The 14,969-nt window shown below is 67.8% G+C and carries 14 protein-coding genes; 8 read left to right on the top strand and 6 right to left on the bottom strand.

From position 1 onward, the window contains the following. Window positions 1–64: 64 nt before the first annotated feature. Window positions 65–991 carry a LysR family transcriptional regulator gene (locus VQ067_RS10895; protein WP_033990818.1) on the top strand — a complete coding sequence of 309 codons (927 nt, stop codon included), beginning with the start codon at window positions 65–67 and terminating at the stop codon, window positions 989–991. A 10-nt stretch (window positions 992–1,001) separates the two neighbouring features. Here VQ067_RS10895 and VQ067_RS10890 read toward each other — a convergent pair whose 3' ends face one another. Further along, on the bottom strand, window positions 1,002–1,592 hold the full coding sequence (locus VQ067_RS10890; protein ID WP_033990817.1) for a TetR/AcrR family transcriptional regulator: 591 nt from the start codon (window positions 1,590–1,592) through the stop codon (window positions 1,002–1,004). A 125-nt stretch (window positions 1,593–1,717) separates the two neighbouring features. Between VQ067_RS10890 and VQ067_RS10885 the strand changes: the two genes are divergently transcribed. The 3 genes from VQ067_RS10885 to cif all read left to right on the top strand — a co-directional run bounded on the left by VQ067_RS10885 (window position 1,718) and on the right by cif (window position 5,052). Then, the gene (locus tag VQ067_RS10885) at window positions 1,718–2,827 is read left to right on the top strand and encodes an alkene reductase (protein WP_033990815.1); all 1,110 of its coding nucleotides are present in this window, start codon (window positions 1,718–1,720) and stop codon (window positions 2,825–2,827) included. 65 nt (window positions 2,828–2,892) lie between these two features. Next, window positions 2,893–4,071, top strand: coding sequence for an MFS transporter (locus VQ067_RS10880; protein ID WP_003091044.1), 1,179 nt, complete (start codon window positions 2,893–2,895; stop codon window positions 4,069–4,071). A 21-nt stretch (window positions 4,072–4,092) separates the two neighbouring features. Further along, window positions 4,093–5,052, top strand: coding sequence for a CFTR inhibitory factor Cif (cif, locus tag VQ067_RS10875; RefSeq protein ID WP_003110290.1), 960 nt, complete (start codon window positions 4,093–4,095; stop codon window positions 5,050–5,052). Between the two features lie 19 nt (window positions 5,053–5,071). Here cif and VQ067_RS10870 read toward each other — a convergent pair whose 3' ends face one another. Further along, complete coding sequence (locus VQ067_RS10870; protein ID WP_003091046.1) at window positions 5,072–5,203, bottom strand: hypothetical protein; 132 nt, start codon at window positions 5,201–5,203, stop codon at window positions 5,072–5,074. Window positions 5,204–5,661: 458 nt separating this feature from the next. Here VQ067_RS10870 and VQ067_RS10865 point away from each other — a divergent pair, with 458 nt between their 5' ends. Further along, window positions 5,662–6,243: a cytochrome b gene (locus tag VQ067_RS10865; protein ID WP_003110288.1), complete on the top strand. Its 582-nt coding sequence runs from the start codon at window positions 5,662–5,664 to the stop codon at window positions 6,241–6,243. A 155-nt stretch (window positions 6,244–6,398) separates the two neighbouring features. Further along, the gene (locus VQ067_RS10860) at window positions 6,399–6,647 is read left to right on the top strand and encodes a hypothetical protein (RefSeq protein WP_016254239.1); all 249 of its coding nucleotides are present in this window, start codon (window positions 6,399–6,401) and stop codon (window positions 6,645–6,647) included. 55 nt (window positions 6,648–6,702) lie between these two features. On the opposite strand, the gene VQ067_RS10855 is transcribed toward VQ067_RS10860, so the two are convergent. Further along, window positions 6,703–8,232 carry a nucleobase:cation symporter-2 family protein gene (locus tag VQ067_RS10855; RefSeq protein ID WP_009313844.1) on the bottom strand — a complete coding sequence of 510 codons (1,530 nt, stop codon included), beginning with the start codon at window positions 8,230–8,232 and terminating at the stop codon, window positions 6,703–6,705. Between the two features lie 428 nt (window positions 8,233–8,660). On the opposite strand from VQ067_RS10855, the gene paaP reads away from it, so the two are divergent. Further along, complete coding sequence (paaP, locus tag VQ067_RS10850) at window positions 8,661–10,271, top strand: aminopeptidase PaaP (protein ID WP_003101464.1); 1,611 nt, start codon at window positions 8,661–8,663, stop codon at window positions 10,269–10,271. 86 nt (window positions 10,272–10,357) lie between these two features. Here paaP and VQ067_RS10845 read toward each other — a convergent pair whose 3' ends face one another. From VQ067_RS10845 to VQ067_RS10835, 3 genes are all read right to left on the bottom strand, one after another. Then, entirely contained in the window at window positions 10,358–11,497 is a 1,140-nt protein-coding gene (locus VQ067_RS10845; RefSeq protein ID WP_003110287.1) for a thiolase family protein, read from the bottom strand. Window positions 11,498–11,618: 121 nt separating this feature from the next. Continuing rightward, entirely contained in the window at window positions 11,619–12,263 is a 645-nt protein-coding gene (locus VQ067_RS10840) for a vWA domain-containing protein (protein WP_003130735.1), read from the bottom strand. Between the two features lie 20 nt (window positions 12,264–12,283). Next, the gene (locus VQ067_RS10835) at window positions 12,284–13,297 is read right to left on the bottom strand and encodes an ATP-binding protein (RefSeq protein WP_033990813.1); all 1,014 of its coding nucleotides are present in this window, start codon (window positions 13,295–13,297) and stop codon (window positions 12,284–12,286) included. Between the two features lie 570 nt (window positions 13,298–13,867). Between VQ067_RS10835 and VQ067_RS10830 the strand changes: the two genes are divergently transcribed. Then, a complete protein-coding gene (locus VQ067_RS10830) occupies window positions 13,868–14,962 on the top strand; it encodes a 3-deoxy-7-phosphoheptulonate synthase (RefSeq protein WP_003091055.1) in 1,095 nt (364 codons plus the stop codon). Window positions 14,963–14,969 lie beyond the last annotated feature (7 nt).

Below are 14,969 nucleotides of genomic sequence, written 5' to 3'. Positions count from 1 at the left end.
CCCGGAAGGCTCCAAGGTAGAATGAATGGCACAATCTACCGACCTTCAGCGCCGAGCGAGAACGATGAATACTGACAATCATGGTGAGGAAAACTCACCATTCAGGCGCCGTCGCCTGCCCTCGCTGAACGCCCTGCGCTGCTTCGAGGCCGCCGCCCGCCTGGAGAACTTTTCCCGTGCCGCCGAGGCCCTGTGCCTGACCCACGGTGCCATCAGCCGCGCCGTGCGGACCCTGGAGGAGGAACTCGGTTGTGCGCTCTTCGAACGCCGCGGCCAGCGGGTTTTCCTCAGCGAGGCCGGCAGGCGCCTGCTCGCCGGCACCGGCCCGGCCCTCGACCTGATCGAGCGCACCGGCGAGGTCCTGCGCGCGGAGGCCGGCCCCACCGCGCTGGTGCTGTCCTGCGAACCGACCTTGCTGATGCGCTGGCTGATCCCGCGGATCGCCGGATTCATGCAGGAACAGCCACGACTGTCGATCCAACTGGTCGCCGGCGGCGGGCCGTTCGCCTTCGGCCGCGGCATCGACCTGGCGATCCGCCGCAACGACTTCCCCTGGCCGCCCGGCAGCCATGCCCACTGGCTGTTCGACGAGCAGGTCGGGCCGGTCTGCCGGGCGAGCGACGTCGAACGGCATTTCCACCTCGATGCAGGCCCGCCCGGGCTTCGCGCCGTCGCACCGCGCCTGCACACGGCGACCCGCCCGCAAGCCTGGAACACCTGGACCCGTCTCGCCGGACAGGCGCCGGCGACGACCGAAGGGCAGCGCTTCGAGCACTTCTACCTGAGCCTGCAGGCGGCCGGCGCCGGACTCGGCGTGGCCATCGGCCCCTGGCAACTGGTGCGCGACGATCTGTCCGCCGGCCTGCTGGCGGCGCCACTGGGATTCCTCGCCGACGGCAGCAGCTATCACCTGCTGACCCCGCGACCGTTGCAGGCCGGAGAGCCTGCCACGCTGCTGCTGGAATGGCTGCGCCGCAGCGCGGCGGCCTGATGCGGCCCGCTCAGGGCCAGGCGCGCAGCGCCCGTTCGACCACCGCCATCAGGCGCTCGCAAGGCACCCGGTCCTTGGCCTGCACGCTGAGGCCGAACAGCACGGTGGCATAGAAGGTCGCCAACTCCTCCACGTCGGTGTCCGCCGCCAGGTCGCCGTCAGCGATGCCGCGCCGCATGCGCTCACGGAACAGGCGGATCGACTCGCCGCGCTCGGCGCTCAACGCGTCCCGCACCGCCTCGCTTTCCGGGGTTCCGGTCAGCGCCGCGAGCACCACCAGGCAACCGCGCGGGAACTCGTCGGAACAGAAGCGCGCGACGGTCTCGCGGAGCAGCTCGGCCACGCCCTCGCGGGCGCTCGGCGCGCCATCGAGGACATCCCGGCGATAGCGGCCGTGCTGGCCGAGATAGTGGGCCAGGGCTTCGCGGAACAGCCCTTCCTTGCTGCCGAAGGCGGCGTACAGGCTGGGCGGCCTGATTTCCATCGCCTCGGTCAGGGCCGCCAGCGAAGCGCCTTCGTAGCCACGCACCCAGAACACGTCCATGGCTCGCTGCAGGGCGGTGTCCCTGTCGAATGCCCGTGGCCTGCCTCGCGCTGCCATCCTGACCTCCATTATTTGTATCGATCACTATAAATTTACTTGACGAGCGTTGCCGTCGCCATATTATTTAGCGACCGATACAGATATTCAAGCCATCTCCCTGCCGCCTTCGAAAGGAAAAGACCATGTCCAACCTGCTCCTCTCCCCGCTCGCCGTAGGCAACCTGACCTTGCGCAACCGCATCGTCATGGCGCCGATGACCCGCTCCCGGGCGCAACAGCCGGGCGACGTGCCGACCGCCCTGAACGCTCTCTACTATGCGCAGCGCGCCGGCGCCGGGCTGATCGTCAGCGAGGGCACGCAGATTTCCCGCCTCGGCCAGGGCTACGCCTACACCCCCGGTATCTACAGCGAGGCGCAACTGGCCGGCTGGCGCCAGGTCACCGAGGCGGTGCACGCCGCCGGCGGACTGATCGCCGCGCAGCTCTGGCATGTCGGGCGCATGTCGCATCGCTCGCTGCAGGCCGGCGGCGAGGCGCCGATCGCGCCCTCGCCGATCCAGGCCAAGGCCCAGGTGTTCATCGCCGATGGCCAGGGCGGTGGATCCATGGCGCCGGCCGACGCGCCGCGGGAAATGACCCTGGAAGACATCCGCCGGGTCCGCGACGAATTCGTCCGCGCCGCACGCAACGCGCTCGACGCCGGCTTCGACCTGGTCGAGCTGCATGGCGCCAATGGCTACCTGATCGACCAGTTCCTCGCCAGCGCCAGCAACCGGCGCAGCGATGCCTACGGCGGTAGCCTGGAGAACCGCGCGCGGTTCCTGCTGGAGATCGTCGACGCGCTGGTCGCCGCGGTCGGTGCCGAGCGCGTCGGCCTGCGCCTGTCGCCCTGGGGCACGATCAACGACATGCACGACGACGAGCCGGAAGCGATGACCCTTTACCTCGCCGAAGCCCTGCAGCGACGCGGCATCGCCTACCTGCACCTGGCCGAGTGGGAATGGAGCGGCGGCCCGGCCTACCCGCAAGGCTTCCGCGAGCACCTGCGCGAACGCTTCCGCGCGCCGCTGATCGTCTGCGGCAATTACGACGCCGAGCGCGCCGAAGCGATACTCCAGGCCGGACTGGCCGACGCGGTGGCGATCGGCCGGCCGTTCATCGCCAACCCCGACCTGGTCGAGCGGATCCGTCTCGGCGCGCCGCTGGCCGAGGCCAACCAGGCGCGGTTCTACGGTGGCGACGCCGCCGGCTACACCGATTACCCGACCCTCGGCCAGTCCGCTACGGCCTGATTCCCTTCCCTCCCATGCATCGTTCCCGGGCGCGGCCACGGCTGCGCTCGCGGAGGAGTCTTGCCGTGCTATTGCCCATCCTCCTGCTGGCCGCCGCCGGCTTCACCATCCTGACCACCGAGTTCGTCATCGTCGGCCTGCTCCCGGCGCTTGCCGCAGACCTCCAGGTCAGCGTCGCCCAGGCCGGCCTGCTGGTCAGCCTGTTCGCCTTCAGCGTCGCCGCCTTCGGTCCGTTCCTCACCGCCGCGCTGGCGGGCGTCGAACGCAAGCGGCTGTTCGTCGCCTGCCTGCTGCTGTTCGCCGCGGCCAATGCGCTGGCCGCCGTGGCCGGCGATATCTGGACGATGGCCGTGGCGCGCTTCGTCCCGGCCCTGGCGCTCCCGGTGTTCTGGGCCATGGCCAGCGAAACCGCCGCGCACCTGGCCGGCCCCTCGCGCGAAGGGCGCGCCGTGGCGCTGGTGTTCTTCGGCATCGTCGCCGCCACCGTGCTCGGCATTCCCATCGGCACGCTGATCGCCGACGCCTGGGGTTGGCGCCTGGCATTCGCCGCACTCGCCGCGCTGGCCCTGGCCAAGGCGCTGCTGCTGGCCGCCTGGCTGCCGCGCATTCCCGGACGGCCGGGCGTCTCGCTGCGCAGCCAGGCGAGCGTGTTGCGCCAACCGCTGGTGCTCGGCCACCTGTTGCTGTCGCTGCTGGTCTTCACCGGCATGTTCACCCCCTACACCTACCTGGCCGACATCCTCCAGCGCCTGGCCGGCTTCAGCGGTTCGCTGGTCGGCTGGACGCTGATGGGCTTCGGCGCGGTAGGCCTGCTCGGCAACTGGCTCGGCGGGCGCCTGGTGGATCGCAGCCCGCTGGGCGCAACCCTGCTGTTCGTCCTGCTGATGGCGCTGGGCATGCTCGCCCTGGTGCCGACCCTCGGCAACGCCTGGCTGCTCGCCGCCACCCTGGCGACCTGGGGCGTGGCCCAGGCAGCACTGTTCATCGTCGGCCAGGTGCGGGTGATGAAGTCCGCGCCGCGGGCCCCGGCGTTCGCCGCCTCGCTGAACATCTCCGCCTGCAACGCCGGGATCGGCATCGGCGCCCTCGCCGGCAGCCGGGTGATCGACGGCAGCGGCCTGGCGCCGCTCGGCGAGGTCGGCGCGCTGGTCTGCCTGGCGGCGATGGCCGTGGCCCTGCTGCTGATGCTGGCGCCACGCCAAGCTGCCACCGAGCCGTCCCTCGGCGGCCACATCCCTCACTGACCCCACCAAGGAAGCACAACCATGATCCTCGATAGACTCTGCCGCGGCCTCCTGGCCGGCATCGCCCTGACCTTCTCCCTGGGCGGCTTCGCCGCCGAGGAGTTCCCCGTCCCGAATGGCTTCGAAAGCGCCTACCGGGAAGTCGACGGCGTGAAGCTGCACTACGTGAAAGGCGGCCAGGGGCCGCTGGTGATGCTGGTGCACGGCTTCGGCCAGACCTGGTACGAATGGCACCAACTGATGCCGGAACTGGCCAAGCGCTTCACCGTGATCGCGCCGGACCTGCCCGGCCTCGGCCAGTCCGAGCCGCCGAAGACCGGCTACAGCGGCGAACAGGTCGCCGTCTACCTGCACAAGCTGGCCCGGCAATTCAGCCCGGATCGCCCGTTCGACCTGGTGGCCCATGACATCGGTATCTGGAACACCTACCCGATGGTGGTGAAGAACCAGGCCGACATCGCCCGCCTGGTGTACATGGAAGCGCCGATCCCGGACGCGCGGATCTACCGCTTCCCGGCCTTCACCGCCCAGGGCGAGTCGCTGGTCTGGCACTTCAGTTTCTTCGCCGCCGACGACCGCCTGGCGGAAACCCTGATCGCCGGCAAGGAACGCTTCTTCCTCGAGCACTTCATCAAGTCCCATGCCAGCAACACCGAGGTGTTCAGCGAGCGCCTGCTGGATCTGTACGCCAGGTCGTACGCCAAGCCGCACAGCCTGAACGCCTCGTTCGAGTACTACCGCGCGTTGAACGAGAGCGTGCGGCAGAACGCCGAACTGGCGAAGACCCGCCTGCAGATGCCAACCATGACCCTCGCCGGCGGCGGCCACGGCGGCATGGGCACGTTCCAGCTGGAGCAGATGAAAGCCTATGCGGAGGACGTCGAAGGCCATGTCCTGCCCGGCTGCGGCCACTGGCTGCCGGAAGAGTGCGCAGCGCCGATGAATCGCCTGGTGATCGACTTCCTCAGCCGCGGTCGCTGAGTCGTCCCGGTCCGGGCGATCAGAACTGCTCGCCCGGGCAGAACAGGCAGCGCAGCAGCAGGGTCATGAGCACGACAGCGCCGGAAACCAGCAGGTAAGGCAACGGGGAGAACAGGTCGTCCTGGTCCTTGCCATCGTGCTCACTACTCATGCTCTCACCTCGAGAATCGTCATGGCGGAAAAGACGCAGGATATGCACTTGCCGTCCTTGAAAGTGCACGGCGAAGTGTTCGAAGACTATAGAAACGAAGCGATCGAGTTCAATTACATCTGTGTCAGCTTGCTGTCGGCAAAACGTCAGCGGAAAGACAACGGAATATATTTCCCGATAATGCTTGCGGGGTCTGCCGCGCGCCGCCCCCAGGCTCTCCCAGCGTGAGGAATAGCCTCGGCGAAGGAAAAACCCACTTACAATGATCCCGACCCGGAATTATTCCGCCAAGTGGGCTCCGTTTCGGAAAAAAGCGACTCGCAGCACTGTTTCGGTGCAATAACGTCACATGTGAAAGTTTCGATTAAGTTTTCCGTTATCGATTATCCATAAATACGTTTGATCGCTCTCCGGACGTTTCATAGATTGCACGCCTTCACTCTCTGCGAGGCATTCCCGTGACGCATCCAGCGACCGTCTACAGCCTGTCCACCCGCCTGCTGCACTGGAGCATGGCGTTCTGTTTCATCGGCGCGATCGTGCTGGCCTATTTCGTCATCTGGGTGCTCGGCCACGACCACCCGCAGCGCCTGCCGGTACTCAACCTGCACTGGGTGCTGGGCCTGCTGGTCGGCCTGCTGCTGATCCCTCGGATCGTCTCACGGCTGCGCGGGCCGCGCCTGCCAGCGGTCCCCGGCACGCCGCTGGAGCACCGCCTGGCGCACTACGCGCACCTGTCGCTGTATGCCTTGATGCTGGTGATGCCGCTCACCGGCTACGTCGGCACCCGCCTGCCCACCGACTTCGGCCTGTTCGTGGTACCCAGCTTCAAGGACACCGCGCTGTTCGCCTGGATTTCGCAAACCTGGAACCTGAGCTGGGAGGCATTCGAGAAGCCCTTCGACGCCGTTCACCGCGTGGTCGGCCTGTGGCTGAGCACCTCGGTGGTGCTGCTCCATGCGCTCGCCGCCGGCTATCACCAGTGGGTCCGCCGCGACGGCACCCTGGAGCGCATGCTCGGCCGTCGCCAGCGCCGCTGAGCGGGGCCCTTCGTCGGCTCTCGCGGCGGCTCGGCGACGATCTGCTATAGAGGTAGGGACACGCAGGGAAAACCTCGCCGCCCCGAGGCTCCTCCGTGGCAACCACAGGCGTCGCGCAGGTAGCCGGGTCGGCCTCCGACAGAGAGGAGCACGCCATGGCCAGCCTGCACTGCCAGCATCGCAGCTACACCATCACCGCCGACGTCGTCGAGCATCCGGGCATTCCCACGCCCTGGGCCGGTGGCTGCCACATCACCGATCCCGAAGGCCACACCAGCAAGCGCATCGCCCTGCCCGTGCGCTTCGCCTTCCTCGCCAACCTGGAAAACGCCCAGCGCGCCTCCATCGCCCACGGCAAATGGCTGGTGGACCAGCGCCTGGACCGCGGCAAGGCGCTGTTCTGAAGCGCACAACGAAAACGGCCCTCGCAAGGAGGGCCGTCGTTCATCGCGGCGCCGCTCAGGCGCTGCCGGCTTCAGCGGTTTCGCTGCGCCGTCGCGGCGGCGCGCCATGGCTGTCGTCGCCGGCCAGCGGCACTTCGTTGCCCTGGGCGTCGTACAGCTTGCCGTCGAGGAAATAGTCGCCTTCGTGCAGGGCGGCGATGTCCTGGTAGCGCAGGGTCCGCTCGCTGGCGGCGACGAACACCGACTGCTGGTCGGAGTTGCCGGCGGTGAAGTGGTTGAACGCCAGGTTGAGCAGGATCGCCATGATCGCCGAGGAACTGATGCCGGAATGGAAGATGGTGGCGAACCAGCTGGGGAAGTGATCGTAGAAGGTCGGCGCGGCGATCGGGATCATGCCGAAGCCGATCGAAGTGGCGACGATGATCAGGTTCATGTTGTTGCGGTAGTCCACCTTCGACAGGGTGCGGATGCCGCTGGCGGCGACCGTGCCGAACAACACGATGCCGGCGCCGCCGAGCACGGCGGTGGGCACCGCGGCGATCACCCGGCCCATCACCGGCAGCAGGCCGAGGATCACCAGGAACAACCCGCCGGTGGCGACCACGTAGCGGCTCTTGATCCCGGTCACCGCCACCAGGCCGACGTTCTGGGCGAAGGCGCTCTGGGTGAAGGAGCCGAAGATCGGCGCCAGCATGCTGGAGAACATGTCCGCGCGCAGGCCGTTGCCCAGGCGCCGCGAGTCGACCTTGGTGTCGATGATCTCGCCTACCGCGAGGATGTCCGCCGAGGTTTCCACCAGGGTCACCATGATCACGATGCACATCGAGATGATCGCGGCGACCTGGAAGGTCGGCATGCCGAAGTGGAACGGCGTGGGAAACGCCACCAGCGGGCCTTCGGTGACCTTGGAGAAGTCGGCCATGCCGAGGAACACCGCGATGACGGTGCCGATGACCATCGCCAGGAGGATCGACAGGCGCGAGATCGAGGCGCTGCCGAGCTTGCTCAGCAGCAGCACGATGACCAGGGTGATCGCCGCCAGGCCGATGTTGGCCATGCTGCCGAAGTCCGGCGCGTGGCTGTTGCCGCCCATCGCCCAGCGCGCGGCGACCGGCATCAGGGTCAGGCCGATGGTGGTGATGACGATGCCGGTCACCAGCGGCGGGAAGAATTTGGTGATGCGCGAGAAGATCGGCGTAATCAGCAACCCGATCAGCGAGGCCGCCATCACCGCGCCGAGCACTGCGGGAATGCCGCCGCTGCCACCGCTGCCGATGATCGCCACCATGGTCGCCACGCCAGCGAAGGACACCCCCTGGACCAGCGGCAACTGACAGCCGAAGAACGGCACGCCGAGGGTTTGCAGCAGGGTCGCCAGGCCGCCGGCGAACAGCGAAGCGGCGATCAGCAGGCCGATGTCGCCGGGCGCGAGGCCAGCGGCCTGGCCGAGGATCAGGGGGACCGCGACGATACCGCCATACATGGTCAGCACATGTTGCAGGCCGTAGGCCATGTTGGCGCCGACACCGAGGTTCTCGTCTTCAGGCCGTGGAACGGATGGAGTTCCGGAGGACGTCGTTTTCATGGTGCGCTGTTCTCGCTTTTATTGTTGTGCGCACACTGTAGACAATTCGATCCGAAAATATCCAGAAGAATGTATACAAAAATTCCAACAAATCTGTGACAGCGCTGCCGCCGTTCACCTCCGCTCGCGCGCTTATCCGCGCGCCAGACGGTTTCCTTCCTGCTGCACCATCCTCCCAGCCCCGACCAACGGCCATGGGCCCGCGCCGAAGGGCATTAACGATAGAAAGCCGCCCTCCATCCCGCCAGCGAGCTATCAGCAATTCTTCCGCGAAAAGTTGATGAAATTCACATTTCAGGAATTACGCCAGGACAGCCCGGAAAGCGCTCCTAGTCTGGCAGTCAGGCCGTGCCCGAGGCGACATTTCGGGCAATAGCGCCATGCCATCAACGGCTTATCGATCATCGCCTCACAAGGAACGGAGTCTCATGAGCAACAAGAACAATCTCAGATACGCACTCGGCGCCCTCGCCCTCTCGGTTTCCGCCGCATCCCTGGCGGCACCTTCGGAAGCGCAACAGTTCACCGAGTTCTGGACCCCCGGCAAACCCAACCCGTCGATCTGCAAATCGCCGTTGCTGGTCAGCACCCCGCTTGGCCTGCCGCGCTGCCTGCAAGCCAGCAACGTGGTCAAGCGCCTGCAGAAGCTGGAAGACATCGCCAGCCTCAACGACGGCAACCGCGCCGCCGCCACGCCGGGCTACCAGGCCTCCGTCGACTACGTGAAGCAGACCCTGCAGAAAGCCGGCTACAAGGTCAGCGTGCAGCCCTTCCCGTTCACCGCCTACTACCCGAAAGGCCCGGGTAGCCTGAGCGCCACCGTGCCGCAGCCGGTCACCTACGAATGGGAGAAGGATTTCACCTACCTGTCGCAGACCGAGGCAGGCGATGTCACCGCCAAGGTGGTCCCGGTGGACCTGTCCCTCGGCGCCGGCAACACCTCCACCAGCGGTTGCGAAGCGGAAGACTTCGCCAACTTCCCGGCCGGCTCGATCGCGCTGATCCAGCGCGGCACCTGCAACTTCGAGCAGAAGGCCGAGAACGCCGCGGCCGCCGGCGCCGCCGGGGTGATCATCTTCAACCAGGGCAACACCGACGACCGCAAGGGCCTGGAGAACGTCACCGTGGGCGAGTCCTACGAGGGCGGCATCCCGGTGATCTTCGCCACCTACGACAACGGCGTGGCCTGGTCGCAGACCCCGGACCTGCAGCTGCACCTGGTGGTCGACGTGGTACGCAAGAAGACCGAGACCTACAACGTGGTCGCCGAGACCCGTCGCGGCAACCCGAACAACGTGGTGATGGTCGGCGCGCACCTCGACTCGGTGTTCGAAGGCCCCGGTATCAACGACAACGGTTCGGGCAGCGCCGCCCAACTGGAGATGGCCGTGCTGCTGGCCAAGGCGCTGCCGGTCAACAAGGTGCGCTTCGCCTGGTGGGGCGCCGAGGAAGCCGGCCTGGTGGGATCGACCCACTACGTGCAGAACCTCGCCCCGGAAGAGAAGAAGAAGATCAAGGCCTACCTGAACTTCGACATGATCGGCTCGCCGAACTTCGGCAACTTCATCTATGACGGCGACGGTTCCGACTTCGGCCTCCAGGGTCCGCCCGGCTCGGCCGCCATCGAGCGCCTGTTCGAAGCCTACTTCCGCCTGCGCGGCCAGCAATCGGAAGGCACCGAGATCGACTTCCGCTCCGACTACGCCGAGTTCTTCAACAGCGGCATCGCTTTCGGCGGCCTGTTCACCGGCGCCGAGGGCCTGAAGACCGAAGAGCAGGCGCAGAAGTACGGCGGCACCGCCGGCAAGGCCTACGACGAGTGCTACCACAGCAAGTGCGACGGCATCGCCAACATCAACCAGGACGCCCTGGAGATCCACAGCGACGCCATGGCCTTCGTGACCAGTTGGCTGTCGCTGTCGACCAAGGTGGTCGACGACGAGATCGCCGCCGCCGGCCAGAAAGCACAATCGCGGTCGCTGCAGATGCAGAAGAGCGCCAGCCAGATCGAACGCTGGGGTCACGACTTCATCAAGTAACCGCGACTACCCTGCGCCGGGCCGCCGGCGCAGGTTCCCCATCCAGGCCCGGCTCATCCACCGGGCCTTTTTTCATCGGCGCGCGATCACTCCACCGCTTCCAGCAGGGTCGCCACGCCCTGGCCGCCGGCGATGCACTGGGTGGCGATGGCATAGCGCCCGCCGGTGCGCCGCAGCAACGCGGCGGCCTTGCCGGTGATCCGCGCGCCGGTGGCGCCCAGCGGATGGCCGATGGCCAGGGCGCCGCCATCCAGGTTGATCCTGTCCATGTCCAGCCCCAGTTCGCGGATGCAGGCGATGGATTGGCTGGCGAAGGCCTCGTTGATCTCCACCAGGTCGATGTCGGCGATGCCCAGCCCGGCCCGTTGCAGAACCTTGCGCGTCGCCTGCACCGGACCCATGCCCATGATCTCCGGCGCACAACCGGCCACCGCCACCGCCTTGATCCGCGCCAGGATCGCCAGCCCGTGGCGGCGCGCGAATTCCTCGCTACAGACCAGCAGCGCGGCGCTGCCATCGGTGAGCGGCGACGAGGTGGCGGCGGTGACGCTGCCGCCGAACGCCGGCTTCAGTTGGGCCAGGCTCTCCAGGTTGGTACCCGGGCGGATGCAGCCATCCTCGGCGACCCGGCCGGCGGGGGTGTCGATGGCGACGATCTCCTCGCGCAGCAAGCCGGCCTCGCGCGCGGCGACTGCCTTGGCGTGGGAGCGTACGGCCATCTCTTCCTGCTCGACGCGGCTGACGGCGTAGCGCTCGGCGACATTCTCGGCGGTCTGCCCCATGCTCATGTATACCGCCGGATAGTCCTGCAGCAACGCGGGATTGGGCGACAGGTTGAAGCCGCCCATCGGCACCCGGGTCATCGACTCCACCCCGGCGGCGATGAAGGCTTCTCCGGCGCCCAGCAGGACTTGCCCGGCGGCGTAGTGGACAGCGCTCATGGACGAACCGCAGAAACGGTTGAGGGTCGCGCCGCCGAGGCTCTGCGGGAAGCCGGCGCGGAAACTGGCGATGCGCGCGATGTTCATGCCCTGTTCCGCCTCCGGATAGGCGCAGCCCATGACCACGTCCTCCAGCAGAACAGGGTCGAGATCGAGTTTCTCCACCAGGCCCTTGAGCACCGCGGCGGCCAGGTCATCCGGGCGGATATCGACCAGCGCGCCTTTCCTGGCGAAGTGGAACGGCGAACGGGCGTAACCGGCGATAACGACTGAAATCGGCGACATGAGGATATCTCCGTGAGATGGATTGGCTGGATCGCAGGAAGATATTACGCGCATAATATTTATTGAATGACAGTCGAAATACAATTTGACCGAAAAAGCCGCAGGGCTCGCCGAAACGCCCTCAGACTTCGTTCAATTCGCTGATATGCCGATACTCGGCCCCCAGTTCCCGGGCCAGGCGCTCGGCCTTGCCCAGGCGCAACGGGCCGCTTTCGAGGTCGATCAGCAGACTCGGGCAGGCAGCCTCCGGCAGCGCCGGCCAGTCGCGCAGGCGGCCGTCGGTAAGCACCAGCAGACGCTGATGCTCGGCGGGTTTCTGCCGCTGTCGGCGCGCCAGCCAGCCAGCGGCCTGGTGCAGGGCGTCGAGCAGCGGCGTACCGCCGCCGGCGCCCAGCTGGCGTAGCCAGTCCTGCAACTCCCGCGAAGCCTTCTGCCCCTGCCAGAGCCATTGCGCCTGCTGCCCGGTGGCGTGCAGCACGGCCAGGCGGACGCGCTGCCGATAGGCCTCCTCGAACAGCGTCGCCAACAACCCCTTGGCCTGGGCCAGGGCGCCGTACCGGCGGGTGCTGGCGGAGGCATCGACGATCACCAGCCAGAGTTCGCCCGGGCGCCGGCTGCGCGGCTGGCGAAGCAGGTCGCGGCGCTGTCGGGGACGTCCGCGCAGCAGGGTCGGCAACCATTGGATGGCGCCCTCCGCACCCTGGCTCAGGGCGCCGCCAAGACCGCCGCGCAGGGCTCCGGGTCTGCTCCTGGCATCCGCACCCATGACCGAGCGCGGGCGGATGCTCAGGGCTTTTTTGGCCAGCGCGGCAGCTCGCGGGCGGTCCCCATGGCCACCGGCCGAGCCGGCAATTCGCCCCACTGCCCTTCGCCGTCGCCGGCGCGCTCCGGGAGCGCGGCAGGGGCCGCGGGCGGTGGCGGTGGTTTGGCCGCCGATGGCGGCGGGCTCGACTGGCGACGGCGATGCAGCAGGGCGAAATGTTCCACCGCATCGATGTCCTCCGCCTCGATCCGCTCGCCGCCGCGCCAGGCCGCATGGGCGCGCGCCGCGCGCAGCCAGACCAGGTCGGCGCGCAGGCCATCGACAGCCGCCTCGAAGCAGCGTCGGGCGATGCTGTCCAGCGCCGCATCGTCCAGGGGAATCCGCGCCAGTTGCCGGCGTGCCTCGGCGCAACGGCGGCGCAGGTTGTCCTGCTGGCCTTCCCAACGTTCGACGAAGGCCTGCGGGTCGGCATCGAAGGCCAGCCGGCGACGGATGATCTCTGCCCGCTCGGCCGGCGGCGGCTGGGTGTCGAGGCGCACGTTGAGGCCGAAACGGTCGAGCAGTTGCGGGCGCAGTTCGCCCTCTTCCGGGTTCATCGTGCCGATCAGCACGAAACGCGCCGGATGCCGGTGGGAAATGCCATCGCGCTCGACCAGGTTGACGCCACTGGCGGCGACGTCGAGCAACAAATCCACCAGGTGGTCCGGCAGCAGGTTCACTTCGTCGACGTAGAGCACGCCGCCGTCGGCCTTGGCCAGCACGCCCGGGGAAAACCGCGCGCGACCTTCGCCGAGGGCGGCGTCCAGGTCGAGGCTGCCGACGATGCGCTCCTCGCTGGCGCCCAGCGGCAGGGTAACGAACTCGCCCGCCGGCAGCAGTTCGGCGACGCCCCGCGCCAGGGTCGACTTGGCCATTCCGCGCGGCCCCTCGATCAGTACCCCGCCGATCGCCGGATCGACCGCGGCCAGGCACAGCGCCAGCTTCAGTTCGTCGGCGGCGACCACGGCGGACAGGGGGTAATGCACGGTAGCGCTCATGGGGATTCCTGCGGCGGACGGACGGAAATACGGACCGCCAAGTCTATCAGGCCGGCGGCGCCGGTATCGAACCGTGAAACAGTCGTTGAACCGGCCGCCTCGCTTGCAGTAAGCTCGGGACTCGTTCACGGGAGAAACCCATGCCGCACACCCGCCATCCGCACCTGCACTCCAGCGCCTCGCGCCCTGGCCTGTCGTTGCGCGCGCGTGCGCCGCAGGCACCCCGTGCCGCGTATTTCTTCGGGTATTGGTTTAGCCACTCCGGCGCCTGATACCCCAACGGCGCCCACGGTATACGGGACGCCTACCCTGCACACGCAAACCCCCGGTCGGCTCCCCGACCGGGGGTTTTGTTTTTCCAGCCCGATTTTCCGGCCCACAAGGCCACAACCACAGACCAACGCACAGGACATCGATCATGACCGCATACCGCTACCGCACTGGCTACCCGCTCAACACCTGGCGATTTAGCGACGGCCGCCAGCCGCTCGCCAACCCACGACATTGCCGAACACCTCGATAGGGCACGACGCGCGCGGGATGCCCGCCGCCAGCCCAGGAAGCCAGACCATGAACTCATCCGTATCCGCACTGACCGCCCTTTCGCCGAACGCCCAGGCCGTCGCCCTGCCCAGCGCCACCGCCCGTACCGCCCTGGAACGCCTGCCCAGCCCGCTCGAACTCAAGGCTCGCCAGCCGTTGCCGCTGGAGCTGGCCAGCCAGGTCGCCGCCAGCCGCGACGCCATCCGCGCCATCCTCGACGGCGACGACCCACGCCTGCTGGTGGTAGTCGGTCCCTGTTCGATCCACGATCCCCGCTCCGCCCTCGAATACGCCGAACGCCTCGCCGCGCTGAGCGACGAACTCGACGGCCAGTTGCTCCTGGTGATGCGCGCCTACGTGGAAAAGCCACGCACCACGGTGGGCTGGAAGGGCCTCGCCTACGACCCGCACCTGGATGGCAGCGACGACATGGCCGCCGGCCTGGCGCTATCCCGGCAACTGATGCTGGACATGCTGCGCCTCGGCCTGCCGCTGGCCACCGAACTCCTGCAACCGCTGGCCGCCGGCTACTTCGACGACCTGCTGAGCTGGGCGGCGATCGGCGCGCGCACCAGCGAATCGCAGATCCACCGCGAGCTGGTCAGCGGCCTCGGCCTGCCGGTGGGCTTCAAGAACGGCACCGACGGCGGCGTCGGCATCGCCTGCGACGCGATCCGTTCGGCGGCCCACGGCCACCGCCATTTCGGCCTCGACCCGCACGGTCACCCGGCGCTGATCGAGACCCGCGGCAATCCGGACACCCATGTGGTGCTGCGCGGCGGCCGCCACGGTTCGAACTACGGTCCCGAGCAGGTGCAGGCCGTACGCCAGGCCCTGGAAAGCCAGGGCATCGCCACGCGGATGATGGTCGATTGCAGTCACGCCAACAGCGGCAAGAACCCGCTGAACCAGCCCGGCGTCCTCGCCAGCGTGCTGGACCAGCGCCTGGTCGGCGCCAGCGACCTGGTCGGGGTAATGCTGGAAAGCCACCTGTTCGACGGTTGCCAGGCGCTCGGCGGCGAACTGCGCTACGGCGTCTCGATCACCGACGGCTGCCTCGGCTGGGAAGGCACCGAGCGGATTCTCCGCGACGCCGCCCGGCGGCTCGCCGAGGGGCGCTGAAAGCGGC

It is taken from the genome of Pseudomonas sp. KBN12P06040, from assembly GCF_037574965.1.
Lineage (GTDB): Bacteria > Pseudomonadota > Gammaproteobacteria > Pseudomonadales > Pseudomonadaceae > Pseudomonas > Pseudomonas aeruginosa.
This window is presented reverse-complemented; position numbering and strand designations above follow the sequence as displayed.

Excerpts from the sequence above, each read along its gene's own strand:
- VQ067_RS10835 (WP_033990813.1), bottom strand. The coding sequence starts at position 13,297 with ATGAGCGCTACCGTGCATTACCCCCTGTCCGCCGTGGTCGCCGCCGAC.
- VQ067_RS10855 (WP_009313844.1), bottom strand. The coding sequence starts at position 8,232 with ATGAAAACGACGTCCTCCGGAACTCCATCCGTTCCACGGCCTGAAGAC.
- VQ067_RS10895 (WP_033990818.1), top strand. The coding sequence starts at position 65 with ATGAATACTGACAATCATGGTGAGGAAAACTCACCATTCAGGCGCCGT.
- VQ067_RS10885 (WP_033990815.1), top strand. The coding sequence starts at position 1,718 with ATGTCCAACCTGCTCCTCTCCCCGCTCGCCGTAGGCAACCTGACCTTG.
- cif (WP_003110290.1), top strand. The coding sequence starts at position 4,093 with ATGATCCTCGATAGACTCTGCCGCGGCCTCCTGGCCGGCATCGCCCTG.
- VQ067_RS10890 (WP_033990817.1), bottom strand. The coding sequence starts at position 1,592 with ATGGCAGCGCGAGGCAGGCCACGGGCATTCGACAGGGACACCGCCCTG.
- VQ067_RS10860 (WP_016254239.1), top strand. The coding sequence starts at position 6,399 with ATGGCCAGCCTGCACTGCCAGCATCGCAGCTACACCATCACCGCCGAC.
- VQ067_RS10830 (WP_003091055.1), top strand. The coding sequence starts at position 13,868 with ATGAACTCATCCGTATCCGCACTGACCGCCCTTTCGCCGAACGCCCAG.
- VQ067_RS10845 (WP_003110287.1), bottom strand. The coding sequence starts at position 11,497 with ATGTCGCCGATTTCAGTCGTTATCGCCGGTTACGCCCGTTCGCCGTTC.
- VQ067_RS10840 (WP_003130735.1), bottom strand. The coding sequence starts at position 12,263 with ATGGGTGCGGATGCCAGGAGCAGACCCGGAGCCCTGCGCGGCGGTCTT.
- paaP (WP_003101464.1), top strand. The coding sequence starts at position 8,661 with ATGAGCAACAAGAACAATCTCAGATACGCACTCGGCGCCCTCGCCCTC.
- VQ067_RS10870 (WP_003091046.1), bottom strand. The coding sequence starts at position 5,203 with ATGAGTAGTGAGCACGATGGCAAGGACCAGGACGACCTGTTCTCCCCG.